We start from the raw sequence: 26,618 nt of genomic DNA, 5'->3' as shown, positions 1-26,618 counted from the left end.
GCGGGCTCAGGGCCGCAGCGGGGGCCATGCGAGGTTCGTGAACGCCCGCAGCAACCACTCGACGGGCCCGTAGGCGAAGCGCCCCATCCACCAGCGGCTCAGCGGCAGCTGGCAACCGAAGATCGCGAAGGCGATCCCCATCGCCGCGAGCGGCGGCGTCGCGCCGATCCAGCGCAGTCCGTAGGCCAGGAACAGCCACGCGCACACGGCCGACTGCAGCAGGTAGTTCGACAGCGCCATGCGCCCCGCGGGCGCGAGCCAGCGTTCGAGCACGCGGCCGCGCGGCGTGCGGAATAGCAGCACCAGCGCGCAGGCATAGGCGGCGCTCAGGAACGGTGCCGTGAGCAGCGTGGCCGAGAGCCCGAGGAAGTCGCGCACCGAGCCATCGACGCGCAGCGCCGACTGGGCATAGAAGGCCGCGCCCGGCAGCCCCACCACCAGACCCCAGGCCAGCAGGCGCCGGAACAGCGGCAGGTGCGCGCCGGTGTCGGCCAACAACGCATGCCGCCCCGCGACGAAGCCCGCGAAGAACATCGCGAGCGCCGTCGGTGCCTGCACCAGCGCCGTGAGCCACCAGATCTGCGACAGCTCGCGCAGGTGCTGCACGATGACCGTCATCGGCGTGCCGCGGTAGGCCGCCAACGCGGAGACGGCTTCCGCATAGGCGCTGCGCAGGTCCATCGGGCCGCCGCCCAGCGCGAACGACAGCAGCGCGCTGAAGGCCGCCCACAGCAGCGCGGTGCCGAGCACCAGCGCGATGCCGGCGCCCAGCAGGAAGCGGTCGCCGCGCCGGTGCAACATCAGCAGCACCACGCCGATCACGCCATAGGTCGTGAGGATGTCGCCCTGGTAGAGCAGCACCCCATGCGCCACGCCCAGCAGCCACAGCCCCAGCAGCCGGCGCGCCATGCGCGGCGCGAACGCGCGGCCCGCGCGCTGCGCGGCCTCCTTCTGCAGCAGGAAGCTGTAGCCGAACAGGAACGAGAACAGCAGGTAGAACTTGGTCTCGAAGACGAAGGTGCGCACGAACACCGCGAGCCGCTCGGGCAGCGAGTTCGCGAGCGGATCGGGCAGCCCCATGCCGTAGTAGGTCGAAGCGAAGGTCGCGATGTTGACCACCAGGATGCCCAACAGCGCGAAGCCGCGCAATGCATCGACCGTGGTCTGGCGCTGCGGCGCATGAGGCGCATGAGGCGCGTGCGGCGCGGGCGTTGAGGAAGGCGCTTCGGCCTCGTCCATTCCCTGCATGCGGCGCTCAGGCCACCGGCGCGCGCTTCGGGTCGGTCACCGGGCAGTGGCCATGCACCTCGAGCAGCCGCACCAGGTCCTCGGAGCTGCGCGCCTTGGCCCAGTCGCGCTCGGTGTCGGAGATGCCCACTACGTGCAGGAAATCGAACTTGCCCGAGTCGAGCTGCGCCGTCGCCGGATAGTGCTTCGGCTGCGCCAGCAACACGTGGCGCAGCACCGACGCGGCCTTCTGCCCGATCGGCCCGCCCAGCGGGATGCGGTCGCCGTAGTCCAGCGGCGGCTTGTCCTCGCCGAAGCGGCCATGCGCGAGCAGCACGTTGTAGGCCAGCAGCTTCTGCAGCAGCTTGATCGGCCAGGTCTCGCCAGCCTGCGACGGCACCTCGAGCACCAGCTCGGAGCCGATCCACGAGTAGTCCTCGGGGTCGTAGTCGGCGGGCTCGCCCTCCCAGGGCGTCGATCCGCCCGAGGTCACGTAGAGCCAGGAGTTGCGCACGGGCGTCGGCTCGAACTCGAACACGCCCAGGTGCAGCCAGCGCGGATCGATGTCCTGCGCGCCCAGCGCCGAGAAGTCATCGGCGCCCAGCACGAAGATGCCCTTGCGCTTCTCGCCGAAGAGCTGGGGGTAGAGCACTTCCTCGCGGTATTTCCAGACTTCTTCCATCGGGCTCATCGCGTCTTCTCCTGGTTCGGTACGGGCCGGCCCTGCGTGGACACGGGCCGTCAGAGAATGGCCAGCAGCATCGCGTCGCCGCGCCCGGCAGCCGCGGCATAGAAAAGCTGAAGCTGCGCATACCAGTGGGCCAGGTACTCGAAGGCTTCGTCTCCCTCGTCTTCCCAGATGCCCGTGGGATAGATGTAGGCCTCCTCGAGCTCGGCCGGCTTGAAGCGCTGGCGCAGTTCGTCGACAGGCAGGGCCGCCAAGGCCTCCGCGGCCTCCTTGACCTGCGGCGCGTCGAGATAGCGCGGCGCGCCATAGCCCATGTCGTCGCCGATCGCGGTGCCGCCCAGGATCGGCAGCGAGAGCGGTCCGCCGCCCCCATAGGCTTCGTGGGTCATCAGGAAGTGCAGGCCGTGCCAGGCCTTGTCGATGTCGAGCACGCGGTCCTCGGCATCGCCACCGATCTGCGCCATGAAATGGTCGGCGGCGGTTTCCGGAGCGGCCTTCAATGCCTCGAGCGTTTCCTGCGTCAGTGCGACGAACGATGCGGTCATTCCCATGGCGACTCCTTTCTTTTTGCGATGCGCCGATTAGATACCGAACGGGCGGCCCGAATCGGGGGCATGGCGCGGCTCGGGCGGCAACGCGACCCCGATCCGTCCTCAAGGCGCGGCCTCATGGCGCCGGCCCACGATCCGCCGGATCGCCTCCACCAGCAGCCGCGCGCCCTCCCCGAGTTCGGCGCCGCGCCGCACCGTCATGCCCACCGGTCCCTCGGTGCTCGCGGTGTCGATCGCCACGCGCCGCAGCTCGCCGCGCGCGATGAAGCCTTCCACCGCCCCCTGCGGCGCGAACCACACGGCATCGGAGCGCTGCAGCAGCCCGACGATGAAACTGGTGTCGGTCGCTTCCACGAGCCGGTGCGGCAGCTCCAGGCCGCGCGCGATCAGGAAGGCATCGGCCGTGTGGCGGATCAGCGTGCCCGACACCGGCAGCACCAGCGGATGGGCGGCCAAGGCATCGAGCGGCGGCCGGCGCCGCGCGGCCAGCGGATGGTCGGGGCGCACCACCAGCAGCAGCGGCTCGCTGTAGAACTGCTCGAAGGCGAGATCGGCCATCGCCGAGGCCTGGGCGAGCCGCCCCAGCACGAGGTCGATCTCGCCCTGGCGCAGCTGCGTCATCAGCTGCGCGTTGGTGCCGCTCATGACCCGCACGCGCAGCGCGGAATGCGCGGCATTGAGCAGCGCGACCGCCTCGGGCAGCAGGTTGGGCACCATGTTCGGCAGCGCACCGACGGCCACCAGCAACTGGTCGGCATCGGGCTGGTCCATGGCCAGGCCCATGCCCTCCCGCAGTCCGCGCAGGGCCGACACCGCGTGCCGCACCAGCACCTCGGCCGCGGGCGTGAGCTCGACGCCGCGCCGGCGGCGCAGCAGCAACTGGCGACCCACGATCTCCTCGAGCTCGGCGATGGTCTTGGAGACCGCGGGCTGCGTCAGCGACAGGGCCTCGGCCGAGCGCACCAGGTTGCGCTCCTGCGCCACGGTCACCAGGCACTGCAGGTGGCGCAGCTTCAAGCGAGAAAAGTTCATGGCTGACATGGCGGCTGGCTGTGGAGCGGCGGGCACCAAATATAACGAGACGGAATACCTGGCGGAACAGCTTTCAGTTGTGCGCGCGGCACCACGCTCCTAGAGTGCGCCGACACGGAGACAAGGAAACACCCGCATGACCCCCCGCATCCCGAAGGGCCGGCGCCTGGCGCTCGCCAGCGCCTGCATGGCCGCATCGCTCGTCCTGGGCCTCGGCGCCCCGGCCGCCGCCCTGGCGCAAACCGAAGCCGCGTACCCGGCCAAGCCCGTGCGCTTCCTCACCAACTTCCCGGCCGGCGGGCCGCTCGACATCCTCGGGCGCGCGCTCGGCGAGGTGCTGCAGAAGGAACTGAAGCAGCCCTTCATCGTCGACAACCGTCCCGGCGCGGGCGGCAACATCGGCGCCGACCTCGTGGCCAAGAGCCCGGCCGACGGCTACACGGTGCTGCTGAGCATCGACAGCACCTTCACCATCAACCCGCAGCTCTACGCCGCCATGCCCTTCGCGGCGAAGGACCTGAAGCCGCTGATGATCTTCAGCTCCTCGGGCCTGGCCTTCGGCACCGGCGCCGCGGTCAAGGCGAAGACGCTGCCCGAGTTCGTCGCGCAGGCCAAGGGCGAGTCGGTCACCTTCGGCTCGGCCGGCAACGGCAGTCCCGGCCACATCGCCGCGGAGATCTTCGCCAACGCCACCGGCGCGAAGATCACGCACGTGCCCTACAAGGGCAACGCACCCGCCGTGCTGGCGCTGCTCTCGGGCGAGGTGCAGGCCGGCATCCTGGCCACGCCGGGCCTGCTGCCGCACCTGCAGGCCGGCAAGCTGCATGCGCTCGCGGTCACCGGCCGCCAGCGTTCGCCGCTACTGCCGCAGGTGCCCACGGTGGGCGAACTCGGATTGAAGGACCTCGAGTTCGAGGTGCTCTACCTCGCGATGGTGCCGGCCGCCACGCCCGAGCCCGTGATGCAGACCTTGCGCACGGCGCTGCAGTCGGCACTGGGCCGGCCCGAGGTGAAGGCGCGGCTCGCCTCGCTCGACATGGTGGCGCTCGGCGAGACCGGTGCCGCGGCCGCGTCGCACCTCGACGGCAACCGCGAACGCTACGGCCGCATCGTCAAGGCCACGGGCATGAAGGTGGATTGAGATGCACCGCTCAGCGCGCGGCCGCCGACTGGCGCCTGCCGCGGTCCGCCTTCGGCAGCACCGCCTGCGCCACCATGCGCTCGGCCCGCTCCTGCAAGCGATGCAGCGCCGCATCGAAGCGCTCGGCCTCGCCGGCATCGAGCGCGCCCATCAGCTCGCCGTTGATCGCCGTCACGAGCGGAAAGAGCGCGTCGTAGAGCGCCTGCCCGCTGTCGGTGAGGCGCAGCTCCACATGGCGCCGGTCGCCCGCGCGCGCCACGCGCGAGAGCAGTTTCTTTTCGACCAGCGAGCCCACGGCCTTCGAGGTGCGCGCGCGGTCGAGCTGCGCATGCTCGGCCAGTTGCGAGGAGCCGAGCTCGCCGCGGCTCGCGAGCGTGGCGATCAGCCGCCATTCGCGGCGCGTGATGCCGAAGCGGCCCTCGCACAGGCGGATCACCATGCTGCCGGCCACCGCGAGCAGGCGCGAGAGGCGGTAGAGCAGCAGGTCGTCGAGCGGGCGGCGCGGCAACGCGAGGCTGGCGTCCTCGGCCGCCTCGATGGTGGCCTTGGCCGTCTTGCGAGCGGTCGCTTTCACGGGCACATCGATGGGCTGGGGCATCGCGCTCGGGTTAATCCGGGGAATGGTTGATTTGATCAATCGACTGTAGCGTCTCCAGAATCGTCCGCAGCCGCGGGACCACGCCCCGCCGACCCGGCGCCTTTCGGAGACTTCGCCCCATGCCTTCCCGCCCCTCGCACGCTTCCCACCTGCCCGCCCCCGGCCGCCGCCGGCTGGTCGCCGCGCTCGGCGGCCTCGCGCTCGCGCCCGCGCTGTCGCGCGCCCAGGGTTTCGCGCCGGGCCAGCCGATCAAGGTGCTGATCGGCGTGCCGGCGGGCGGCACGCAGGACGTGCTCACGCGGGCCATCGCGCAGGAGGTGCGCGACAGCCTCGGCCCGCTGATCATCGACAACCGCTCGGGCGCGGCCGGCCGCATCGCGGTCGAGACGGTCAAGACCGCGGCGCCCGACGGCCACACGCTGCTGCTGGGCACGGCCGGCATGATGACCATGTTCCCGAGCGCCTACCGCAACCTCTCGTACGACCCGATCAAGGACTTCGCGCCGATCCTCAACGCGGCGCGCTTCGAGCTCGCGCTGGTGCTCAACAAGGACGTGCCCGCGAACACGCTGCCCGAGTTCATCGCCTGGGCCAGGGCGCAGGGCGACAAGGTCAGCTTCGCCTCGTACGGCGCCGGCACGCCCTCGCACTTCCTCGGCGAGATGCTCAACCGCGCGGCCGGGCTGAAGATGGTGCACGTGCCCTACCGCGGCTCCACGCCCGCGCGGCAGGACGTGATGGGCGGCACCGTCCCGGTCTACTTCGACACCGTGGGCGGCGCGCAGCAGATGCTGCCCTCGGGCCGCGTCAAGGTGCTGGCCACCAGCGGCGAGAAGCGCTCGCCGCTGATGCCCAACCTGCCGAGCTTCGTCGAGGCCGGCTACAAGGACGTGGTCGCCACCGCGTGGTTCGCCTACTACGCGCCGCTGAAGACGCCGCAGCCCGTGGTCGAGAAGCTGCGCTCAGAGTTCGCGCGCGCCGTCAACAAGCGCGAGGTGCGCCAGATGCTGCTGCAGAACGGCATGTACCCGGTGGCCGACACGGGCGATGCGCTCGTGAAGACCATGCGCGAGGACACGGCACGCTGGGCCGGCATCATGAAGGCCGTGAATTTCCAGGCCAACGACTGAACCCCAATACATGAAACGCAAGGAGGACCCCATGCAACGCAAACACCCGATCACCCGCCGCCTCGCCGGCCTGATGGCCATCGCCGGTCTCGCGACGGCCCTGACGGCCACCGGCGCCGCCGCGCAGCAGCCGCTCGACGGCCCGCTGCGCATCGTCGTGGGCTACGCGCCCGGCGGCGCCACCGACCGCGTCGCGCGCATCGTCGGCGACAAGCTCGCGCCCAAGCTCGGCGTGCCGGTCATCGTCGACAACAAGCCCGGTGCTGGCGGCCGCCTCGCGGCGCAGCAGGTCAAGGTCACGCCCGCGAACCAGAACGTGCTGATGCTCGCCAACCCCGCCGTGATGGTGGTGGCGCCGCTGGTCTTCAAGGACAACGGCTATGACGCAGAACACGACTTCGTGCCGGTCTCGCACGTCAACGACTACGACTTCGCGCTCGCCGTGTCGCCCACGCTGCCGGTGCGCGAGCTCAACCACCTGCTGGCCTGGATGCGCGCCAATCCCAAGCAGGCCAACGTCGGCGTGCCGGCCACCGGCAGCCTGCCGCACTTCTTCGGCCTCATGGTCGGCGAGAAGGCCAAGGTCCAGACCCAGGTCATCGGCTACCGCGGCTCGGCGCCGCTGCTCAACGACCTGATCGGCGGCCAGGTGCCGATCGCGGTCGACACCGAGGACGTGGTGATCCCGCAGCACGAGGGCGGCAAGCTGCGCATCCTCGCGATCTCGGGCGCCAAGCGCTCGCCGTTCGCGCCCTCGGTGCCCACCTTCAAGGAAGCCGGCCTCGACCTCTCGGCCAGCGGCTGGAACACCTTCTTCGCGCCCGCCACCATGCCGCGCGAGAAGGTCGAGCGCCTCGCCACCGCGATTCGCGAGGTGATGCAGGACCCCGACACGGTGCGCAAGTTCACCGACTCGAAGATGACGCCGGTGGTCAGCACCCCGGCGCAGACCGCCGCGATGCTCAAGGCCTACCGGCTGCAATGGGGTCCGGTGGTGCAGAAATCGGGCTACCAGCCCTGACCTTTTTCCCGGCCCTGCAGGCCCTCGACACCATGACAAGACCCAACATCATCTTCATCGTCGCCGACGACCTCGGCTATGCCGACCTCGGCTGCTACGGCGGCCGCGACGCCGTCTTCGGCCCCGTCTCGCCGGTGCTCGACGGCCTGGCCGCCAAGGGCCTCAAGCTCACGCAGGGCTACGCGAACTCGCCCGTGTGCTCGCCCACGCGCTTCGCGATGATCACCGCGCGCTACCAGTACCGGCTGCGCGGCGCGGCCGAGGAGCCGATCAACAGCAAGAGCCGCGGCAGCAGCACGCTGGGCCTGCCGGTCGACCATCCCACCCTGCCCTCGCTGCTCAAGGACAGCGGCTACCGCACCGCGCTGATCGGCAAGTGGCACCTCGGCTATCCGCCGAGCTTCGGCCCGCTGCGCTCGGGCTACGAGGAGTTCTTCGGCCCGATGTCGGGCGGCGTCGACTACTTCACCCACTGCGACTCCAGCGGCCGCCACGACCTCTGGTACGGCGAGGAGGACAAGCAGGAAGAGGGCTACCTCACCGACATCCTCTCGAAGCGCGCCGTCGACTTCGTCGAGCGCATGGCGCAGCAGCCTTCCGAAGAGGCCAAGCCCTTCTTCCTGAGCCTGCACTACACCGCGCCGCACTGGCCGTGGGAAACGCGCGACGACGCCGACAAGGCGCCGCTGGTGAAGGACAACCTGTTCGACCTCGCGGGCGGCAACATCCACGTCTACCGCCGCATGATCCATCACATGGACGAGGGCATCGGCTGGATCATGGCCGCGCTCGAGAAGCACGGCATGGCCGAGAACACGCTCGTGGTCTTCACCAGCGACAACGGCGGCGAACGCTTCTCCGACAACTGGCCGCTGGTCGGCGGCAAGATGGACCTGACCGAAGGCGGCATCCGCGTGCCATGGATCGCCCACTGGCCCGCCGTCATCGCGCCCGGCGGCGAGAGCGCCCAGCACTGCCTGACCATGGACTGGTCGGCCACCATGCTCGACGCGGCCGGCGTGCAGGCCGACCCGGCCTACCCGCTCGACGGCGTCTCGCTGATGCCCGTGCTCAAGGATGCCAAGCACGGCTTCCGCCGTCCTCTGCACTGGCGCATGAACCACCGCGGCCAGCAGGCGCTGCGCGACGGCGACTGGAAGTACCTGAAGGTCGACGGCAACGAGTACCTGTTCAACATCCCGTCCGACGAGCGCGAGCGCGCCAACCGCGCGAAGCAGGAGCCCGAACGGCTGGCGGCGATGCGCGAGGACTGGCTGGCCTGGAACGCGACCATGCCGCCGATTCCGGAGGATGCGACGGTGAGCCTGGGGTATTCGGTGAAGGACATGCCGCAGCGCTGAGCGCCGCGCGAGGCTCAGGCCTCGTCGGCGCCGCCCCGCGCGCTGGACATCCCCAGGCTCCACAACCGCAGCGCCACATGGATCTCCAGCGCCCGGCTCGCGCTGCCCCAGTGCCCCAGCAGTTCCTCCACGCTCGCGAGCCGCTGCCGCACGGTGTTCACATGGATGCCCATGCGCGCCGCGGTGGTCTTCGCGTTCTGGTTGCAGTCGAAGTAGGCCAGCAGGGTCGACGTGAGCTCCGCGCCGCGCTTGCGATCATGGCTCGTGAGCGCGCCGATGGTGGCGTCGAGGAAGGTGTTGAGGCTGCCCTGGTCGTGGGTCTCGAACAGCACCGAATAGAGCGCCATCTCGTTCTGCCCGACGATGGCGCCGCGCATGCCCAGGCGCCCCAGCACGGGCAGCGCGCGGCGCAGCGCGGCATACAGCGCGGGCATCTCGGCCGGCGACTGCACCGGCCGCGACAGCACGCCGCGGTAGGCATCGCCGAGCTCGCGCCGCGCGAAGGCGGTGACGGCCTCGAGCACGTCCTGCGCGCGGGTGGCGGCGCAGACGATGGCGAGGGCGCCGTCGACCTCGTCGAACACCTGCTCGGACATCGGCGCGCCGGCGCGCAGGCGCCGGGCCCAGAAGCCGGGCCGGGGCTCGGCCATCTCGACCACCATCAGCGAGATCGGCTGCGAGAGGTCGAGCCCGAAGCGCTCGGCGCGGTCGCGCGTGAGCGCGGGCTCGTCCTGGCGCGGCGAGATCAGGGTGCGCAGCAGCGCCGCCACCTCGCGGCTCTTGCCGGCCTCCACGCGCTCCTGTGACAGCAGCACGATGCCGATGATGCTGGAGCTGCGCTCGAAGGTGCGCAGCGAGGTCTCGCGCAGGTCCTGGTGCCGGAACAGCAGCACTGCACCGAGCACCTCGTTGCCCCCGAGCACCGCGATGGCGCGGCACAGCTCGCCGTCGCGCTCGTAGGCCACCACCGAGCGGCCGGCCTGCCGGCTCTCGCGCAGCGCCTTCGCGAGCGCGGCGCTGTGCTCGTCGTTCGGCGCATAAGCGTCAGCGGCCGTGCCCTCATAGCCCGGCGCCAGCGCGCGGCCGATGACCTGGTGGGCCTCGTCGAGCACCAGCACGCCGCCGTTGAGCAGCTGCGCGATCGACTCGCACAGCGCGCCCAGCGACGCGCCCTTGGCCAGCAGCGAGGTCAGCTGCTCGTGCGCCTCGGCCGCGCCCTGCACGTCGCGCACGTGTCGCTCGAGTTCGCCACGCGCCTCGTCGGCATGCGCGAGCGCGTCCTTCGCTTCCGCGAAGGCCTTGGCGTTCTCGATCGCCACCGCCGCATGCGCGGCCAGCGTGCAGAGGATCGACACGTTGAGCGCGGTGTGCGTGCGGTGGTAGCGGTCGGCCACGAACAGCAGGCCGATCACCTCGTCGTCGCGCATCAGCGGCGCGCCCACCAGCGCGGCCACGCCCTCGTCGCGGAAGATGTCGTCGAGCGTGGGGTCGTGCACGAAGCGGTTGTCGTGCAGGTAGTCGGGCGTGAAGAAGGGCAGCCGCGTGCTCATCACGATGCCCGCGATGCCGAGGTTGCGGCCCACGGTCATGCGGCCGGTGCGGTCGGAGATCGCGCCGTCGGCCACCACCACCTGGAACGCGCCGGTCACGGTGTCGTAGACCGTGAGCCAGCACAGGTGCGAGCCCATCAGGTGGCGCGCGCGCTTCACGATGGTCTTGAGCAGGCCCGTGAGGTCGAGCCGGCCCGAGAGGTCCTGCGCCGATTCGATCACCGCGAGCATGCCGCGCTCGCGCTGCTCGTGCAGCTCGAGCCGGTTGCGCAGCGCCATCGCCATGCGCACCAGCTCGACCAGGCTGGACTTGCGCCGCAATGCATCGGGCAGGGCTTCCACGGCCGCGAGCCGGCCGGCGAATTCTTCCGCGGGCGCATTCCGGTGCAGCAGGCCGATGAGTTCGGCGGCGATCTCGTCGGCCGCCTGCTCGCTCGCGTCGCGCGAGGAGCCCGCCGCGCGCGGTCGTTCGGTGGACAGGGATGACATAGGGCCGCGAAGGCTAGCAGAACGATGCGGCCATGCCCATGGGTCCGATCCCTCTCCCCTGGTGCCGCGATGGCGATCGCGAACACCGCATCACATCGACAGGGGGTTGCCAGTGTGCGCGACGCACATAGTTTTGACGCGGTGCTTTCAAGACACTGCCGATGAAGCGAGAGCGCCATGGCGCCCGCATGGACACAACGAGACACCACAGGAACCCATGAGCATCATCGATTCACTGCGGCCCGCGCCGGGCCTGCGGGTGCTGATCAGCGCGGGCGCGTCCGGCATCGGCGCGGCCATCGCGCTGGCCTTTCGCGAGACCGGCGCGCGCGTGCATGTCTGCGACATCGACCGCCTCGCGCTCGACCGCATGGCGCGCGAGGCGCCCGAGATCACCTCGAGCATGGCCGATGCCTCGGTGCCCGAGGACGTGGCGCGCGTGTTCGACGACGTGGAGGGCGCGCTCGGCGGGCTCGACGTGCTGATCAACAACGTCGGCATCGCCGGCCCCACCGGCGCGCTGCAGGACCTGCAGCGCGGCGACTGGGAGCGCACGGTGGCCGTCAACCTGCACAGCCAGTTCTATTTCGCGCAGCGCGCGATCCCGCTGCTCAAGCGCTCGCAGGCCAACCCGAGCCTGATCGCGATGAGCTCGGTCGCGGGCCGGCTCGGCTATCCCTTCCGCACGCCGTATGCATCGACCAAGTGGGCCATCGTCGGCCTCATGAAGTCGCTGGCCATCGAGCTCGGCCCGCATGGCGTGCGCGTCAACGCGATCCTGCCGGGCACGGTCGAGGGCGAGCGCATGAACAGCGTGATCGGCGCGCGCGCCGCCACCGCGGGCGTGTCGGTCGAGGCCATGCGCGCCGAGTACCTGCAGAAGATCTCGCTGCGCCGCATGGTCACGCTCGACGACGTGGCGGCGATGGCGCTGTTCCTCTGTTCGCCAGCGGCCCGCAACCTCACGGGCCAGGCGATCAGCGTCGACGGGAACATGGAATACCTCTGAACGCCGGCGAGCGGCCCACCCCTTTTTTTCAAGAAGCATGGAGACATCAATGCGCACATCCGCCCCCTTCCCTCTCTCGTTCAACGCCGCCGCGTCGGCCCTGGCCTGCTCGCTGGCCCTGCTGTCGGCCGGTGCCTCCGCCGCGCCCGTGAAGATCGGCGTGCTCGAGACGCTGTCGGGCCCGCAGGCCTCGTCGGGCCAGGCCTACCGCACGGCCGTGCGCTTCGCCATCGACCAGATCAACGCGGCCGGCGGCTGGAACGGCGAGCCGGTGCAGCTGCTCGAGTACGACAACCAGGGCGGCCCCGCGGGCGCGGCCGACAAGCTCAAGGCGGCCGCGGCCGACGGCGTGCAGCTGATCGTGCAAGGCGCCTCCTCGGCCATCGGCGGCCAGATCACCGAGGACATCCGCAAGTACAACCTGCGCAATCCCGGCAAGGAGATGATCTACATCAACGTGGGCGCCGAGGCGCTGGAGCTCACGGGCGAGAAGTGCAACTTCCATCACTTCCGCTTCAGCGGCGACGCGCAGATCCGTACCAAGGCGCTGGTCAGCGCGATGAAGCAGGCCAACGCGCTCGGCACCCGCGTCTATTCGATCAACCAGAACTACTCCTGGGGCCAGGACATGGAGCGCGCCATCGTCGACAACGCATCGGCCGGCGGCTACCAGGTGGTGGAGAAGACGCTGCACGACGTCAACAAGGTGCAGGACTTCGCGCCCTACGTGGCGAAGATCAGCGCCGCCAAGGCCGACTCGGTGCTCACGGGCAACTGGTCGAACGACCTGCTGCTGCTGATGAAGGCCTCGAAGTCGGCCGGCCTCAAGGTGCGCTTCGGCACCGTGTTCCTCGACCAGCCCGGCAACATCGCGAACGCGGGCGATCTCGCGGTCGGCCATTTCGTGGCCCACACCTTCAACGCCGAGGCGGCCGGTGCCGAAGGCGAGCGCTTCGTGGCCGACTACAAGGCCAAGACCGGCCACGCGCCGGCCTTCATCGAGCCACAGACCGTGTTCGGCATGGCGATGGTGGCCGATGCGCTCAAGCGCACCAAGCCCGAGAACGGCGCGCTCAACGTCAACGCGCTGGCCCGCGCGATCGAGACCGCGAAGATCAAGACCCCGATGGGCGAGATGAGCATGCGCGCGGCCGACCACCAGGTGCTGCTGCCGATGGTGGTGTCGACCGTGACCAAGGACGCGCGCTACAAGGCCGACGACACCGACATGGGCTTCAAGCCGGTGAAGCGCTTCACGGCCGAGGAAGCCTCGACGCCCGCGCAGTCGAGCTGCGCGATGAAGCGCCCGGGCTGAGCGCCCGCGCGCTCCTCTCTCCGGGGCCGCGCCGCGCGGCCCCGTTTCCCGAATCCCCTCACCGGCAGGACGCGCGCGTCCCGCCGGCGCAGCCTCGGCTGCTCGCAAGGACACCCATGGACCAGCTCATCGTCTCGCTCATGAACGGCATCGTCTACGGACTGCTGCTGTTCATGGTGTCGGCCGGCCTCACGCTCATCTTCGGAATGATGGGCGTGCTCAATTTCGCGCATGCCTCGTTCTACATGCTGGGCGCCTACTTCGCCTACACGCTGCAGGGCACCATCGGCTTCTGGGCCGCGGTCATCGCCGCGCCGATCCTGGTCGGCCTGATCGGCGTGGTGGTCGAGCGCTTCTTCCTGCGCCGCGTGCACCACCACGGCCATGCGCACGAGCTGCTGCTGACCTTCGGCCTGTCGTTCATCATCGCCGAGACCATCAAGCTGTTCTTCGGCAACTTCCCGGTCGACTACCGCATCCCGCCCACACTCGACGTGCCGGCCTTCGCCATCGGCGGCGCGCAGTACCCGGCCTATCGCCTGCTGATGGGCGGCATCGCGATCGCGATGTTCGTGGCCATCTACCTGCTGCTCACGCGCACCCGCGTCGGCATCGTGGTGCGCTCGGCGATCTACAAGCCGCGCATGGCCGAGGCGCTGGGCCACAACGTGCCGCTGGTGTTCATGGGCGTGTTCGGCGTCGGCGCCGGCCTCGCGGGGCTGGCGGGCGCGGTGGCCGGTGCCTTCTACACCACCAACCCCAACATGGCGCTCGAGCTCGGCGTGATGGTGTTCGTGGTGGTGGTGGTCGGCGGCCTCGGTTCGCTGGGCGGCGCGATGCTGGCCTCGCTGCTGATCGGCGTCATCACCTCGCTGGCCGTGGGCATCGACCGCAGCCTGGCCGACCTGTTCGCGCTGGTCGGCGCGGGCGACTGGGCGCGCGGCGTCGGCGGGCTGATGACGCTCAAGGTTTCGAGCCTGTCGGCCACCATCCCGTTTGCGCTGATGCTGCTGATCCTGCTGGTGCGCCCGAGCGGGTTGATGGGCGAGAAGAACTGAGCGGGAGGGCCGAGACGATGAAGACCACCCTCGCCCTGCTCGCCGCCGGCGTCGCGCTGCTGCTGGCCCTGCCCTTCCTGCTGTCGCAGGGGCTGCTCAACGCGGCCATCCAGATGCTGATCGCCGCGCTGTTCGCCAGCGCCTACAACCTGCTGTGCGGCCAGGCCGGCATGCTGTCCTTCGGCCATGCGGCCTACTTCGGCGTCGGCGCCTTCGGCACCGTGCACGCGATGAACGCGCTCGGCGGTGCCGGCCTGCTGCCCACGCCGCTGATGCCGCTGGCGGGCGCGGTCTGCGGCCTGGCCATCGGCGGCATCGCGGGCTGGTTCGCGACCCAGCGCAGCGGCACCTACTTCGCGATGATCACGCTGGCCATCGCCGAGCTGATCCATTCGCTGGCGCCGCACCTCAAGGGCCTGTTCGGCGGCGAGGCCGGCGTGTCGACCATGCGCATGCCGGCCTGGGGCTTCGGCTTCGGCTCGACCACCGAGGTCTACTACCTCACGCTGGGCTGGGTGCTGCTGTCGCTCGCGCTGCTCTACCTCTACACCCGCACGCCGCTGGGCCGGCTGACCTGCGGCCTGCGCGAGAACAGCCACCGGCTGCGCTTCCTGGGCTACAACGTGCACGGCCTCGGCGTGCTGGTGTTCGCGGTCTCGGCCATGTTCTCGGGCATCGCGGGCGGGCTGCAGGTGGTGTCGAACGAATCGGCGAACTACGTGGTGTTCGATCCCGCGCTGTCGGCCGCGGTGGTGCTCAACACCTACATCGGCGGCGTGCAGGTGTTCCTGGGCCCGGCGCTGGGCGCCGCGCTCATGACCTTCTTCGGCTACGCCGTGTCGGACCTCACGCGCTCGTGGCTGCTCTACCAGGGCATCCTGTTCGTGCTGGTGATGATGTTCATGCCCGCCGGCCTCGCGGGGCTGGTGGGCACCACCGCGCGGCTGCGCCAGCGCTTCGGCCTGGCCCGGTTGCTGCCGGTGGCGGCGCTGTCGGTGGCCGCGGCGCTGCTGCTGAGCTTCGGCGGCGCCTTCGCGATCGAGATGCTGCAGCGCTGCTTCTCGCAGGACTACCGCTCGCTCGCCAACCTGCAACCGGGTGGCGGCTGGCCGCCGATCCAGTTCCTGGGCCGCGCCTGGCTGCCGCTGTCGTTCGCGACCTGGGCCGTGCCGCTCGCGCTGCTCGCCGTCGGCGGGCTGCTCGCGCGCTTCGCACGGCAACGGCTGCGAACCCTGGCGCAGCGCGAAGCCGACGGCACCACCGCGGCGCAGGCCGCGCCCCTGACCGAGCGCACCGGAGGCGCCGCATGAACGACCCGATCCTGAGCATCCGCGGCCTGCGCAAGTCCTTCGGCCCCACCGAGATCATGCGCGGCGTCGACCTCGACCTGCTGGGGGCAGAGCGCCATGCGCTGATCGGCCCCAATGGCGCGGGCAAGTCCACGCTGTTCCACCTGATCTCGGGCCAGCTCGCACCCACGGCCGGCAGCATCCATTTCGACGGCCAGTCGATCGCCGGGCGCACGCCGCAGGCCATCAACCGGCTCGGGCTCGCGCGCTCGTTCCAGATCACCAACATCTTTCCCAAGCTCACCGTGTTCGAGAACATCCGCCTCGCGGTCATGCGCCGCCATGGGCTGCAGTACGTCTTCTGGCGCTTCATCGACCGCGACCGCGCCATCCGCGAGGAGACCGAACGGCTGCTCGAACTGGTGCGCCTGCAGGCCCGCGCCGCGACGATTGCGGGCGAGATGGCCTATTCGGAACAGCGCTCGCTCGAGATCGCGATGACCTTGGCCTCCGACCCGAAGGTGATCCTGCTCGACGAGCCGATGGCCGGCATGTCGACCGAGGAGACGCACTACACGGCCGAGCTGATCCGCGAGGTCACGAAGGGCCGCGCGCTGATGATCGTGGAGCACGACATGGACGTGGTGTTCTCGCTGAGCGACCGCATCAGCGTGCTGGTCTACGGCCAGGTGATCGCCACCGGCACGCCGCAGGAGATCCGCGCCAACGCCAGCGTCAAGGAAGCCTATCTCGGCGAGGAGGTGGCGGCATGAGCACGACCGACACGCTGCTGAGCGTCCAGGGCCTCCACGTCCACTACGGCAAGAGCCACGTGCTGCACGGCGTCGACCTGAGCGTCGGGCGCAACGAGGTCATCAGCCTGCTCGGGCGCAACGGCTCGGGCCGCTCCACCACCATGAAGGCCATCATGGGCCTCGTGCCGCCTTCCGCGGGCAGCATCCGGCTGCGCGAACGCGAGCTGGCCGGCGCGCGGCCCTATGCCGTGTGCCGCGCCGGCATCGGCTACGTGCCCGAGGAGCGCGAGGTGTTCGCCAACCTCACGGTCGACGAGAACCTGCGCATGGGCGAGCAGCGCGCCGTGCCCGGCGCGCACCGCTGGACCGTCGAGCAGATGTTCGACTACTTCCCGCGCCTCAAGGAGCGCCGCAACACCAAGGCCGGCAGCATGTCGGGCGGCGAGCAGCAGATGCTGACCATGTGCCGCTCGCTGCTGGGCAATCCGCTGCTGATGCTGATCGACGAACCCACCGAGGGCCTGGCGCCCAAGATCGTGGCGCAGGTCGGCGAATGCATCGTCGACATGCACCGCAAGGGACTGTCGGTGGTGCTGGTCGAGCAGAAGCTCGCGATCGCGCTCAAGGTCTCGACCCGCGTCTGCGTGATGGGCCACGGCCGCATCGTGTTCGAGGGCACGCCGCAGGCGCTCAAGGCCGACCAGCAACTCGTCTCGGAGTGGCTCGCGGTCTGACGCGGCGCCACCCACCTTTTCTTTCTTCAGCGACACATCCCATGGCAAGCACCCAAGACAAGGTCATCATCTCCTGCGCGGTCACCGGCTCGGTCCATACGCCGAGCATGTCCGAGCACCTGCCGCTCACGCCCGACCAGATCGCCGAACAAGCAATCGAAGCGGCCGAGGCCGGCGCTGCGATCCTCCACCTGCATGCGCGCGATCCGGTCGATGGCCGCCCTTCGGCCGACCCCAAGGTCTTCGACCAGTTCGTGCCGCGCATCAAGGCCGCCACCGATGCAGTCATCAACATCACCACCGGCGGCAGCACGCGCATGACGCTGGCCGAGCGGCTGGCCTATCCGCTGCAGGCCAAGCCCGAGATGTGCTCGCTCAACATGGGCTCGATGAACTTCTCGATCCACACGGCGGCGCGGCGCATCGCGGAGTGGAAACACGACTGGGAGCAGCCCTACGTCGAGGGCATGGAGGACCTGATCTTCCGCAACACCTTCCGCGACATCAAGCACATCCTGCAGGTGCTCGGCGAGGACTGCGGCACGCGCTTCGAGTTCGAGTGCTACGACGTCGGCCATCTCTACAACCTCGCGCACTTCGTCGACGAGGGCCTCGTCAAGGGCCCGCTGTTCATCCAGAGCATCTACGGCATCCTCGGCGGCCTCGGGCCCGATCCCGAGAACCTCGTGACCATGCGTGCCACCGCCGACCGGCTGTTCGGCCGCGACGGCTACCGCTTCTCGATCCTCGGCGCGGGCCGTCACCAGATGCCGCTGCTCACCATGGGCGCGGTGATGGGCGGCAACGTGCGCGTGGGCCTCGAGGACAGCCTCTACCTCGCCCGGGGCCAGCTCGCGAAGTCCTGCGCCGAGCAGGTGCGCAAGATCCGCCGGATCCTCGAGGAGCTCTCGCTCGAGATCGCGAGCCCCGACGAGGCGCGCGCGATGCTGGGCCTCAAGGGCAAGGACGCGGTCGCGTTCTGAGCCCCGCCCCCTTTTTTCTTCATTCATCGGGAACAGCAATGAACAAGACACTGGACGGCCGCGTGGCCATCGTCACCGGCGCGGGCAGCGGCCTGGGCCGCGCCCATGCGCTGGCGCTCGCGCGCCACGGCGCGCGCGTGGTGGTCAACGACGTGGCCGGCGCGCACGAAGGATCGCCGGGCCGCGCCGTGGCCGACGAGATCGCGCGCGCGGGCGGCAGCGCCATCGCGGACGGCGGCGACGTCACCGACTTCGCGGCCATGGAAGCGATGGCCGCGCGCGCCGTGGCCGAATGGGGCCGCATCGACATCCTCGTCAACAACGCCGGCGTGCTGCGCGACAGGAGCTTCTCGAAGATGACGCTCGAGGACTTCCGCCGCGTGATGGACGTGCACCTGATGGGCAGCGTGCATGCCGTCAAGGCCGTGTGGGAGACCATGCGCGCGCAGCGCTATGGCCGCATCGTGATGACCACCTCCTCCTCGGGCCTGTACGGCAACTTCGGCCAGTCGAACTACAGCGCGGCCAAGATGGCGCTGGTCGGCCTGATGCAGACCCTCGCGCTCGAGGGCGAGCGGCAGGACATCCGCGTGAACTGCCTCGCGCCCACCGCCGCCACCGCCATGACCGAGGGCGTGCTGCCGCCCGAGGCGCTGGCGCGGCTGCAGCCCGACTACGTGAGCCCCGGGCTGGTCGCGCTGGTGGGCGAGGACGCGCCCACGCGCACCATCCTGCTCGCGGGTGCGGGCAGCTTCGAGAGCGCCAACCTCACGATGACGCGCGGCATCTTCATCGACGGCAGCGCCGACACCGCGGCCGAGGTCGCGGCGCGCATGGACGAGATCCGCGACCGCAGCGACGAGCGTGTGCCGGGCACGGGCTTCGAGCAGTACCAGTGGGAGCTCTCGAAGGCCGGCTTCGAGGTGCCGCTGCCGCACTGAGGGCCGCCGCTCAGGGTTTACGCGGCATGGGCCGCGCACACAGGAACGCGGCCTGCTGTGTCCGGCCCGCACATTGGATTCGGGACCCGCGCGCGAGAGACTGTGCCGCGTCCCAAAACCAACGACATCGGAGACCCATGACATCCAGCCATCGCGACATCGTCCTGGCCGTCGCCGCCTGCATCGCCGTCAGCGCCACGCTCGTGGGCTGCGGCGGAGGCGGTGGCGGCAACGGCTTCCTGCTGCCCATCTCGGGCAACCCGCCGCCCGCGCCGCCACCCCCTCCGCCCCCACCACCCGCTCCGCCGCCATCGAGCGCCGCGCTGAGCTGCGAGCAGCTGCCGGGCTTGAGCGTGCCGGCCGCGGCCATCGGCCTGCCGACCTCGGGCGCCACCGTCACGGCCACCAAGACCGTGCCGGCCGCCGGCACCGGCGTGGCCGCGCTGCCCGATTACTGCGAGGTGTCGGGCAAGATCTCGCCGGTCGACGCCAGCGCGCCCGACATCCGCTTCACCGTGGCCCTCCCCACGAACTGGAACCGCAAGGTCGTGATGTTCGGCGGCGGCGGCTTCAACGGCAGCATTCCCAGCGTCAAGGGCAACGTGCCCAACGGCCCGGTCGACCAGCCCGTGCCGCTGGCCCGCGGCTATGCCACCTTCGCGAGCGACTCGGGCCACCAGGCCAATGCGCTCGGCTCGCAGGACGGCCGCTTCGGCCTCAACGACGAGGCCGTGCGCAACTTCGGCGGCGATGCGCTCAAGAAGACGCACGACGCCGCGCTCGCGATCGTCCAGGCACGCTACGCGGCCAGCCCCTCGAAGTCGTACTTCGCGGGCGGCTCCACCGGCGGGCGCGAGGCCGTCACCGCCATCCAGCGCTGGCCCGCCGACTGGGACGGCGCCATCGCCTGGTACCCGGCCTGGAACGACGCCGCCGCGCTGCTCGGCGGCCACCGCATGAGCCGCGCGCTGGCGCAGCCCGGCGCCTACCCCAATGCCGCCAAGCGCGAGCTGCTCTACAACGCCGCCATGGAGACCTGCGACGCGCTCGACGGCGTGGCCGACGGCCTCATCAGCAACCAGACGCTGTGCAACGCGCGCTTCGATCCCACCACCGCCATGCTCAAGGGTGCGCCCGTGCGCTGCGCGGGCGGCGCCGACACCGGCAACAGCTGCCTGTCGGATGCGCAGATCGCGGCCATGAAGAGCATCAACACCGCGACCAATTTCCGCTTCGCGCTGGCCAGCGGCGAGACCCAGTACCCGGGCTACAACATCTGGGGCGCCGATCCCGGCATCAGCACCTGGACCTCGCCGCTCGAGCCCACCGTGACCTTCCTGGCCTTCGGCAGCGCGCAGCCCACGCGCCCGATGCCGGCCAACGCGCCCTACATCAGCGTGCTGACCGACCAGTGGATCAAGTACTCGGTGACGCGCGACGTGAGTTTCGATTCGCTCTCGCTCGACCCCGAGGACCCGGGCCCGTGGGCCAGCCGCATCAGCGCGCTGAGCACCCAGCTCGACGCCAGCACCGACATCTCGGCCTTCAAGGCGCGCGGTGGCAAGCTGCTGCTCGCGCACGGCCTGGCCGACGTGCTCGTGAGCACGCGCGCCACCGAGCAGTACTACCAGCGCCTGCAGTCGCGCTGGGGCCCGTCGGAGGTCGATGGCTTCGTGCGCTACTACGAGGTCGCGGGCCTGGGCCATGCGGTCAGCAGCGTGTTCAACGCCACCTGGGACTCGCTGACCGCGCTCGAGGGCTGGGTCGAGAAGGGCACCGCGCCGAGCAACCAGGTCACGACCGACACCGCCGGCGTGCCGGGCCGCACGCGGCCGCTGTGCGACTACCCGAAGTGGCCGCAGTACAAGGGGTCGGGGGATGTCAATCTGGCGGGGTCGTTTCAGTGCGTGAATTGAGGCGCTGAGGCTCCAAAAGGAAATGGCCCGATGTCGGGCCATTTCTGCGTGGAAGCGGTGGTCGGCTTCAGTAGATGCTCATGATCGAGAACGCATACAGGTCGCCGCAAAGAACGCCCTGGCATTGCGCGGAAGCCGAGTAGATGACCTTCTGCACCGGCTCCGACGAACCCGGGCCCGTGACCCTGTCGGTCCCCGAGGCGTAGTTGTCGATGAAGAAAGCCCTGCCGCGGCTCGCGTTGTCCTTCAACTGGGCCAGGAATGCCGACGCATCGGCGGGGCGATCGACGATCCAGTAGGTGAATTTCGGCGTCTGCGCCTTGTCCTTCACGTAGAAGGCCTTCGCCTCGCCGCTCTTCAGGAAGGCCATGAAGTTGAACCTGTATCCCCTCGCGCCCTGCGCATTCAACTGCGCGATGAAGTCGGCGTCCTTTCCAGCCCTCGGCAGCATCTCGTACTGGAAGGCACCGTTGCCGGCATTCTCATACACGCTCTGGATGTTGAAGCGGCCGTCCGGCAGCGGTGCGAAATGCACTTGCCCGACGTATCGATTGCCCTGCGCGCCCTTCGCGTTGAGCTGCGCCAGGAAGCCATCCAGGCTCACCGGATCGTTGTTGGGATCGGTATTGGAATTGTTCCTTCGCAAGCTCGTTTCCAGCGTGTAGCTGTACCAGGCGCTCACCGCGCTGTTGCGCACCACCGCCCCGTCGTTGAGCAGCTTGAAGCCATGGGCGCCCCTGGCATTGATCTGCGTGAGGTAGTCGTCCTGCGACAGCCCCACATCCAGGAATTCGTAGATGTATTTGTCCGTCGCCTTGGTGTCCTTCGACAGCACATGCCTCGGGTCGTTCTTGAAGTTGGGCGAGGTGACCCAGCGGAATCCCTTGCTTCCTTCCGCATTCAGCGCGGCGAGCAGCTTCACCGGATCGAATTCGTTGGTCAGCAGCTCGAAGTCCAGCGACAGGGCCGGCAGGACGGGATCCTGGGGCACCGGGTCGGGATTGGCTGCCGGTGGCGGCGTGACCGCGATGGGCGCGATCGGGAAACCGCCACCTCCTCCGCCGCCACCGCCGCCACATGCGGTCAACGTGGCAAGCAGCGCGATGCCTAGCGCGCGGTACGTGTTATTTCTCATCCTCTTCTCCTCTTGGTTTGTTTTGCGAAGTGCTTGGGGGGCATCCCCGAGAGACGCCCCGTGCGTCGGTCAGGCAGCTCCGCGAATGCGCTCCGACGCGTGTCAAGAGCGCGCTTTTTTATTTGAATCTGGCCGCAGAAATTGGCCCATTTCCGCGGTACTCCGCAGGCTCCATCCAAGCTGCCGCAATGGCGCCATCCGCTTGCACGTCCAGCGAGGTGTACAACGCCGGAGCGCGACCCGGGATACCTAGGCGAAAAGTGGGGCGCCAGCCTTCACCGGCTGCATATCGTCTTGCATACGTGCCCTGCTCCGCTGTGCCATCACCCGATTGGTAGCCGCCCCACAACACCATCAGGTTGCCGTTGCGGTCCGCCGCCAGGCTGGGGAGACGATTTTTGTAGTACGCGTTACTCGTTGTGCTGACGGTCGCGACGATGCTCCAGCCCGAACCAGGGGCGTACCGGCGATAGACGAGGTCGCTACCGTACTCGGAAGGATGTTGCTCCCAGACTGCATGAAAGTTGCCCGCGCCGTCGACGACCAATACGTGATTCAGGGCATGCCCCCCATCCTCGTTTTCGAGCAAGGCCGGCAGGGTCCAGTTGCCACCCGGTGTTGCGAGCGTGCTCCACCACAGGTCGAAGCGCTCCGTCGACCCGGAAATAAAGGTGTTCCATAGCGCCATCACCTGCCCCGAACTGGAAACAGCGAGTCTTGGCGCATACGGTTCGCCCAGCCGAGAAGCGCCCAGCGACACGGCGGGTTGCCAGCCGCTGCCGGCTTGATAGCGCGTTGCCCAGATCGGTGAGTTGCTGGTTCTTTGCGCCCACAGCACGTAGGCATTGCCCGCAGCATCCACGACCACCTGCGGCTGCTCGGCCTGATCGTAGGTGCCGATGCTGGCTACATCACTGAGTTGCACCGGTGCCTGCCAGCCGCCGGCCGGGGTGAAGCGAGCGGCCCAGATATCCGAATAGCCATATTGCTGTGGACGCTTGCTCCAGACTGCGAAGGCATTGCCGTCAGCATCGATCGCGAGCGAAGCGCCATAGCCCGAGCCGAGAGTGCTGTCCAGGCGTGTTGGCGCTTGCCAGCCCGTGTTCTTTACGAAGCGCGATGACCACACTTCAGCGCTTTCTCGATCCGATTGCGTCCAAATAGCCAAGCCGTTGCCTTGGTTGTCGAAGCGGACCTGAGGGAACTGGGCGTTATAGGCCCCGGGCGTATTCAACGTGCTGACACTGCCCCAGTCACCGCCTGCCCTTTGCAATGCCATACGGATTTCGAAGAAGCCGCTGGCAGCCTGCCCCACCCAGACTGCCAGCGTATTTCCTTGGCCGTCCTGGAGTGCGATGGGCTCGCCTGAGGCAGCCGTCTCGGCCTCGAGTTGCTGCGGGGCGCCCCAACTCCCATCGGCCGTCCGGAACGACCAGGACTTCTCCGCGGCCAGGCTGTTGCCCGCCAAGTCCTTCAGGCCCGTCCCCGCCGTCACCGTGTAATTGGCCAGCAGGTCCAGCGCCTTCGTCGGAGCGAAGGAAATCTTGTTTTTCGTGGCGTCGTAATTCAACGAGCCTGGAACTGCAACCCCCAAACGGGTAATGCGCAGATTGCTGTCGGTCACCGTCGTTGCCAGCAAGGCTTCGCTCAAGGTGGCCGATATCTCGGTGTTGCGGGGAACGTCGGTGCTGGTCGTGGGATCGAAAGCCACGACGCTTGGCGGTGTCGTGTCGGCTGCAGGCGCCGGTGCGGGCGCGGGTGCCGGGGAAGGTGCCGGTGCAGGTGCCGGGAATGGCGGAAAAGCCCCGCCGCCTCCGCCACCACCACCGCCGCAGGCAGAAAGCAACGTCGCCACGCAGGCGATCGCCAATGACTTCTTCAACATGAAGGCTCCTCTTTTTAATTCGAAAACCGCGCCTCCCTCTCCGGAGCGCGTCGCGAATGGTAATCGCGTAAGTCCATGTCATTAATCCGATGTGTGCAGATCAGCGGATTTTTCTTATCTATTGCAAGCCGCCTGTTTGCAATAAACAACCAAATGGCGGCCAAGCGGCAAACCCGGATTGACGTTGCCCGGGCGGCGAGGTCTGGGTCGACGCGCGATTCAGCCCGGCCGCTTGAAGCGCTCGCGCGCCGCCTCCACCGCCGCGCGGCAGGCGCAACCCTCGATATGGTCGTTGACCAGCCCCATCGCCTGCATGAGCGCATAGAGCGTGGTCGGGCCGACATAGGTCCAGCCGCGCTGCTTCAATTCCTTCGACATGCGCTGCGACGCCGGCGTGGTCGGGTTGGCGCGGTAGTAGGCGATGTCGACCACGGCCGGCCGATCCTTCGGCCCAGGCTCGAAGCGCCAGAACCATGCCCCCAGCGAGCCGGCCTCGGCGATCAGTTCCTGCGCGCGCTTCGCGTTGTTGATCGCCGAGACGATCTTCGCGCGGTTGCGCACGATGCCGGCATCGGCCATCAGCCGCTCGATGTCCTTCTCGCCGAAGGCCGCCACCTCGTCGATCTCGAAATTGGCGAAGGCCGCGCGGAAGGCCTCGCGCTTGCGCAGGATGGTGATCCAGGCCATGCCCGACTGGAAACCCTCGAGGCAGATCTTCTCGAACAGCGCGCGGTCGTCGCCGACCGGGCGGCCCCACTCGTGGGCGTGGTAGTCGGGCATCTGCGGGTGCCAGGCGCAGTGGCGCCGGCCGTCGGCGGACTGGATCAGGCCGTCGTCGGCGGCGGGAGAGGCATCGGGTGCGAGGTCCATGGGGGTGGCATTGTCGCGAAGTGCGCTCGCGCGTGCCTCGCCGGTTCCGGTCTTTCTATTCACGCCGGCTCGCGTGCAAGCGCCCGGCCACGTCGCGCATCGCCCACGCCCCCACCGAGGCCATGAAGCCATCGGCCGCACACAACTGATCCGCCGCGATCCATTCGTCGGGCTGATGCGCCTGCGCGATGAAGCCTGGCCCGCACACCACCGTCGGAATGCCGGCCTGCTGGAAGAAGCCCGCCTCGGTGCCGAAGGGCAACTCGGCTTCGGGCCACAGCGCGCCGAGCGTGCGTGCGATCGAGACCGCTGCCTCGTTGCCCTGCGCCGACAGCGCGGGCACGCCCGCGACCTGCTCGGCCTCGACCTTCACGCCCGCGGGTAGGGCCGTAAGGATGCGGCGCACCGCAGTGCGCACGCGCTCGGCCGCGGCCTCGTCCTCGGGGCGGAATTCCCACAGCACCTCGCAGCAACCGGGCACGATGTTGATCGCGCTGCCGCCATCGATGCGCCCGACATTGAGCGTGGCCACCTGCCCTTGCCGATCGAGGCTGCGGCGCAGCCGAGCCAGGCGCGTGACCAGATGCGCCGCGGGTTCGATCGCGCTGGCGCCGAGCGAGGGGTCGCTCGAATGCGCGGCCAGCCCGCTGAACAGCGCGCGATGGCCGAAGAAGCCGCGGTGCCGCACACCGATGCGCATGCCGGTGGGCTCGCCGACGATCGCGAGCGCGGGCGCCTGCACGCGCGCCTTGAGGCTGTCGACGAGGCGCGGCACGCCGAGGCAGCCGATCTCCTCGTCGTACGAGAACGCGAGATGGATCGGGCGCATCAGCCTGCTGCGCTGCCATGCGGGCACGGCCGACAGGCAGGCCGCGATGAAGCCCTTCATGTCCGCCGCACCACGGCCATGGAAGCGGCCCTCGCGCTCGACCAGCGCGAAGGGCTCGGAGCGCCACGACTGTCCAGCCACCGGCACCACGTCGCTGTGCGCCGACAACACCATGCCGCCCGCCGCATCGGGACCGATGCGCGCGAGCAGGTTGGCCTTGCGGCCATCGTCGCTGCGCACGAGGTGCACATCCGTGCCGTGCGCCGCGAGGTAGTCGGCCACCCAGTCGATCAGGTCGAGGTTGGAGCGCTGCGAGGTGGTGTCGAAGGCGACCAGCACGCGCAGGATCTCGACCGTGGTCATGCCGGCCCTATGCGGCCAGGCCGACGCGGATGCGCCGGTTGTGCTGCCCCTTGTTCTCGATCTTGAGGATGCGCAGCGGCGCCGACTGCGAGGTCTTCGTCAGGTGGGTACCGCCGCAGGCCTGCCGGTCGAGGCCCGCGATCTCGATGATGCGCGTCATGCCATCGTCCTGGCGCGGCGGCGCGACCGAGCGGCTGCGCAGCAGGCCGGGCTCGCGCGCGAGTGCGGCCGCATCGAGGTACAGCACGTTGACCGGCAGGCCGTCGCCGATCAGCGTGTTGAGTTCGGGTTCGAGCGCGCGCAGCGCGTTGTTGTCGGCGGCGGGCAGGTCGAAGTCGATGCGGGCCGTACCGTCGGCCGCCATCTGCACGCCGGTCACCAGCGAGCCCTCGAAGCGCTGGTAGACCAGCGCATTGAGGATATGCAGGCCCGTGTGCAGCTGGCTCATCAGGAAGCGGAAGGCGGGGTCGACGTTCGCAACGACACGCTCGCCGGACTCGGGAGCGATCTCGCCCTCGGCGAGGCAGTGCCAGGCGTTGGCGCCTTCCGTCTCGATGCGCTCCACACGCAATTCGCTGCCCTTCCATTGCAGCGTGCCGCGGTCGCTCAGTTGGCCGCCACCGCCCGGATAGAAATACGAGCGGTCGAGCAACACGGCGTCAGGCCGGCGCGCGATCACGCCGGCTTCGAAGCGCAGGCAATCGGGGTCTAGATGGCAGAGATAGGGTGACATCGGATCTTCGGTCTG

The 26,618-nt window shown here is 69.2% G+C and carries 24 protein-coding genes; 13 read left to right on the top strand and 11 right to left on the bottom strand.

The features are described from left to right. Window positions 1–6: 6 nt before the first annotated feature. From AC07RM_RS21600 to AC07RM_RS21585, 4 genes are all read right to left on the bottom strand, one after another. Entirely contained in the window at window positions 7–1,239 is a 1,233-nt protein-coding gene (locus tag AC07RM_RS21600; RefSeq protein ID WP_495335964.1) for a DUF418 domain-containing protein, read from the bottom strand. Between the two features lie 16 nt (window positions 1,240–1,255). Then, window positions 1,256–1,918 (bottom strand): suppressor of fused domain protein, encoded by a 663-nt coding sequence (locus tag AC07RM_RS21595; protein ID WP_495335825.1) that lies wholly within the window; start codon window positions 1,916–1,918, stop codon window positions 1,256–1,258. Window positions 1,919–1,968: 50 nt separating this feature from the next. Further along, entirely contained in the window at window positions 1,969–2,460 is a 492-nt protein-coding gene (locus AC07RM_RS21590; RefSeq protein WP_495335824.1) for a YfbM family protein, read from the bottom strand. Between the two features lie 108 nt (window positions 2,461–2,568). Next, a complete protein-coding gene (locus AC07RM_RS21585) occupies window positions 2,569–3,498 on the bottom strand; it encodes a LysR substrate-binding domain-containing protein (protein ID WP_495335823.1) in 930 nt (309 codons plus the stop codon). A 136-nt stretch (window positions 3,499–3,634) separates the two neighbouring features. Between AC07RM_RS21585 and AC07RM_RS21580 the strand changes: the two genes are divergently transcribed. Continuing rightward, on the top strand, window positions 3,635–4,639 hold the full coding sequence (locus AC07RM_RS21580; protein WP_495335822.1) for a Bug family tripartite tricarboxylate transporter substrate binding protein: 1,005 nt from the start codon (window positions 3,635–3,637) through the stop codon (window positions 4,637–4,639). Window positions 4,640–4,649: 10 nt separating this feature from the next. Here AC07RM_RS21580 and AC07RM_RS21575 read toward each other — a convergent pair whose 3' ends face one another. Then, window positions 4,650–5,213, bottom strand: a complete 564-nt coding sequence (locus tag AC07RM_RS21575) for a MarR family winged helix-turn-helix transcriptional regulator (protein ID WP_495335821.1) — start codon at window positions 5,211–5,213, stop codon at window positions 4,650–4,652. A 143-nt stretch (window positions 5,214–5,356) separates the two neighbouring features. On the opposite strand from AC07RM_RS21575, the gene AC07RM_RS21570 reads away from it, so the two are divergent. From AC07RM_RS21570 to AC07RM_RS21560, 3 genes are read left to right on the top strand one after another with little or no spacing between them, the layout of a single operon-like run. After that, window positions 5,357–6,367: a Bug family tripartite tricarboxylate transporter substrate binding protein gene (locus AC07RM_RS21570; protein WP_495335820.1), complete on the top strand. Its 1,011-nt coding sequence runs from the start codon at window positions 5,357–5,359 to the stop codon at window positions 6,365–6,367. A gap of 31 nt (window positions 6,368–6,398) precedes the next feature. Beyond that, window positions 6,399–7,388, top strand: a complete 990-nt coding sequence (locus AC07RM_RS21565; protein ID WP_495335819.1) for a Bug family tripartite tricarboxylate transporter substrate binding protein — start codon at window positions 6,399–6,401, stop codon at window positions 7,386–7,388. Window positions 7,389–7,420: 32 nt separating this feature from the next. Beyond that, on the top strand, window positions 7,421–8,749 hold the full coding sequence (locus AC07RM_RS21560; RefSeq protein WP_495319112.1) for a sulfatase family protein: 1,329 nt from the start codon (window positions 7,421–7,423) through the stop codon (window positions 8,747–8,749). A 14-nt stretch (window positions 8,750–8,763) separates the two neighbouring features. On the opposite strand, the gene AC07RM_RS21555 is transcribed toward AC07RM_RS21560, so the two are convergent. Then, complete coding sequence (locus AC07RM_RS21555) at window positions 8,764–10,788, bottom strand: helix-turn-helix domain-containing protein (RefSeq protein WP_495335818.1); 2,025 nt, start codon at window positions 10,786–10,788, stop codon at window positions 8,764–8,766. A gap of 217 nt (window positions 10,789–11,005) precedes the next feature. On the opposite strand from AC07RM_RS21555, the gene AC07RM_RS21550 reads away from it, so the two are divergent. The 9 genes from AC07RM_RS21550 (at window position 11,006) to AC07RM_RS21510 (ending at window position 20,788) form a co-directional block, all read left to right on the top strand. Continuing rightward, entirely contained in the window at window positions 11,006–11,797 is a 792-nt protein-coding gene (locus AC07RM_RS21550; protein ID WP_431509614.1) for an SDR family oxidoreductase, read from the top strand. Window positions 11,798–11,846: 49 nt separating this feature from the next. After that, on the top strand, window positions 11,847–13,112 hold the full coding sequence (locus AC07RM_RS21545; protein WP_495335817.1) for a branched-chain amino acid ABC transporter substrate-binding protein: 1,266 nt from the start codon (window positions 11,847–11,849) through the stop codon (window positions 13,110–13,112). A gap of 116 nt (window positions 13,113–13,228) precedes the next feature. Then, window positions 13,229–14,170, top strand: a complete 942-nt coding sequence (locus AC07RM_RS21540; protein WP_203201982.1) for a branched-chain amino acid ABC transporter permease — start codon at window positions 13,229–13,231, stop codon at window positions 14,168–14,170. A 17-nt stretch (window positions 14,171–14,187) separates the two neighbouring features. Further along, window positions 14,188–15,480: a branched-chain amino acid ABC transporter permease gene (locus AC07RM_RS21535; protein ID WP_495335816.1), complete on the top strand. Its 1,293-nt coding sequence runs from the start codon at window positions 14,188–14,190 to the stop codon at window positions 15,478–15,480. Then, window positions 15,477–16,232 (top strand): ABC transporter ATP-binding protein, encoded by a 756-nt coding sequence (locus tag AC07RM_RS21530; RefSeq protein ID WP_398492067.1) that lies wholly within the window; start codon window positions 15,477–15,479, stop codon window positions 16,230–16,232. The genes AC07RM_RS21535 and AC07RM_RS21530 overlap by 4 nt, the downstream gene beginning before the upstream one ends. Beyond that, entirely contained in the window at window positions 16,229–16,948 is a 720-nt protein-coding gene (locus AC07RM_RS21525) for an ABC transporter ATP-binding protein (protein WP_495335815.1), read from the top strand. Before AC07RM_RS21530 ends, AC07RM_RS21525 begins: the two co-directional genes overlap by 4 nt. A gap of 41 nt (window positions 16,949–16,989) precedes the next feature. Next, on the top strand, window positions 16,990–17,931 hold the full coding sequence (gene kce / locus AC07RM_RS21520) for a 3,5-dioxohexanoate:acetyl-CoA acetone transferase (protein ID WP_057594877.1): 942 nt from the start codon (window positions 16,990–16,992) through the stop codon (window positions 17,929–17,931). Between the two features lie 38 nt (window positions 17,932–17,969). Then, window positions 17,970–18,872 (top strand): SDR family NAD(P)-dependent oxidoreductase, encoded by a 903-nt coding sequence (locus AC07RM_RS21515; protein ID WP_495335814.1) that lies wholly within the window; start codon window positions 17,970–17,972, stop codon window positions 18,870–18,872. Between the two features lie 137 nt (window positions 18,873–19,009). Beyond that, window positions 19,010–20,788, top strand: a complete 1,779-nt coding sequence (locus AC07RM_RS21510; RefSeq protein ID WP_495335813.1) for a tannase/feruloyl esterase family alpha/beta hydrolase — start codon at window positions 19,010–19,012, stop codon at window positions 20,786–20,788. A gap of 67 nt (window positions 20,789–20,855) precedes the next feature. On the opposite strand, the gene AC07RM_RS21505 is transcribed toward AC07RM_RS21510, so the two are convergent. From AC07RM_RS21505 to AC07RM_RS21485, 5 genes are all read right to left on the bottom strand, one after another. After that, window positions 20,856–21,923 (bottom strand): hypothetical protein, encoded by a 1,068-nt coding sequence (locus tag AC07RM_RS21505; RefSeq protein ID WP_495335812.1) that lies wholly within the window; start codon window positions 21,921–21,923, stop codon window positions 20,856–20,858. Window positions 21,924–22,041: 118 nt separating this feature from the next. Beyond that, a complete protein-coding gene (locus tag AC07RM_RS21500) occupies window positions 22,042–23,808 on the bottom strand; it encodes an Ig-like domain-containing domain (RefSeq protein WP_495335811.1) in 1,767 nt (588 codons plus the stop codon). A gap of 219 nt (window positions 23,809–24,027) precedes the next feature. Further along, entirely contained in the window at window positions 24,028–24,678 is a 651-nt protein-coding gene (locus AC07RM_RS21495) for a DNA-3-methyladenine glycosylase I (protein ID WP_495335810.1), read from the bottom strand. Between the two features lie 55 nt (window positions 24,679–24,733). Next, the gene (argE, locus tag AC07RM_RS21490; protein ID WP_495335809.1) at window positions 24,734–25,870 is read right to left on the bottom strand and encodes an acetylornithine deacetylase; all 1,137 of its coding nucleotides are present in this window, start codon (window positions 25,868–25,870) and stop codon (window positions 24,734–24,736) included. 7 nt (window positions 25,871–25,877) lie between these two features. Continuing rightward, window positions 25,878–26,603 (bottom strand): alanyl-tRNA editing protein, encoded by a 726-nt coding sequence (locus AC07RM_RS21485; RefSeq protein WP_495335808.1) that lies wholly within the window; start codon window positions 26,601–26,603, stop codon window positions 25,878–25,880. Window positions 26,604–26,618: the final 15 nt, after the last annotated feature.

This window comes from Variovorax sp. GW821-FHT09B05, from assembly GCF_059418265.1.
Note: the sequence above shows the minus strand (reverse complement) of the source record. Positions and strands in the feature narration are given on the sequence as shown.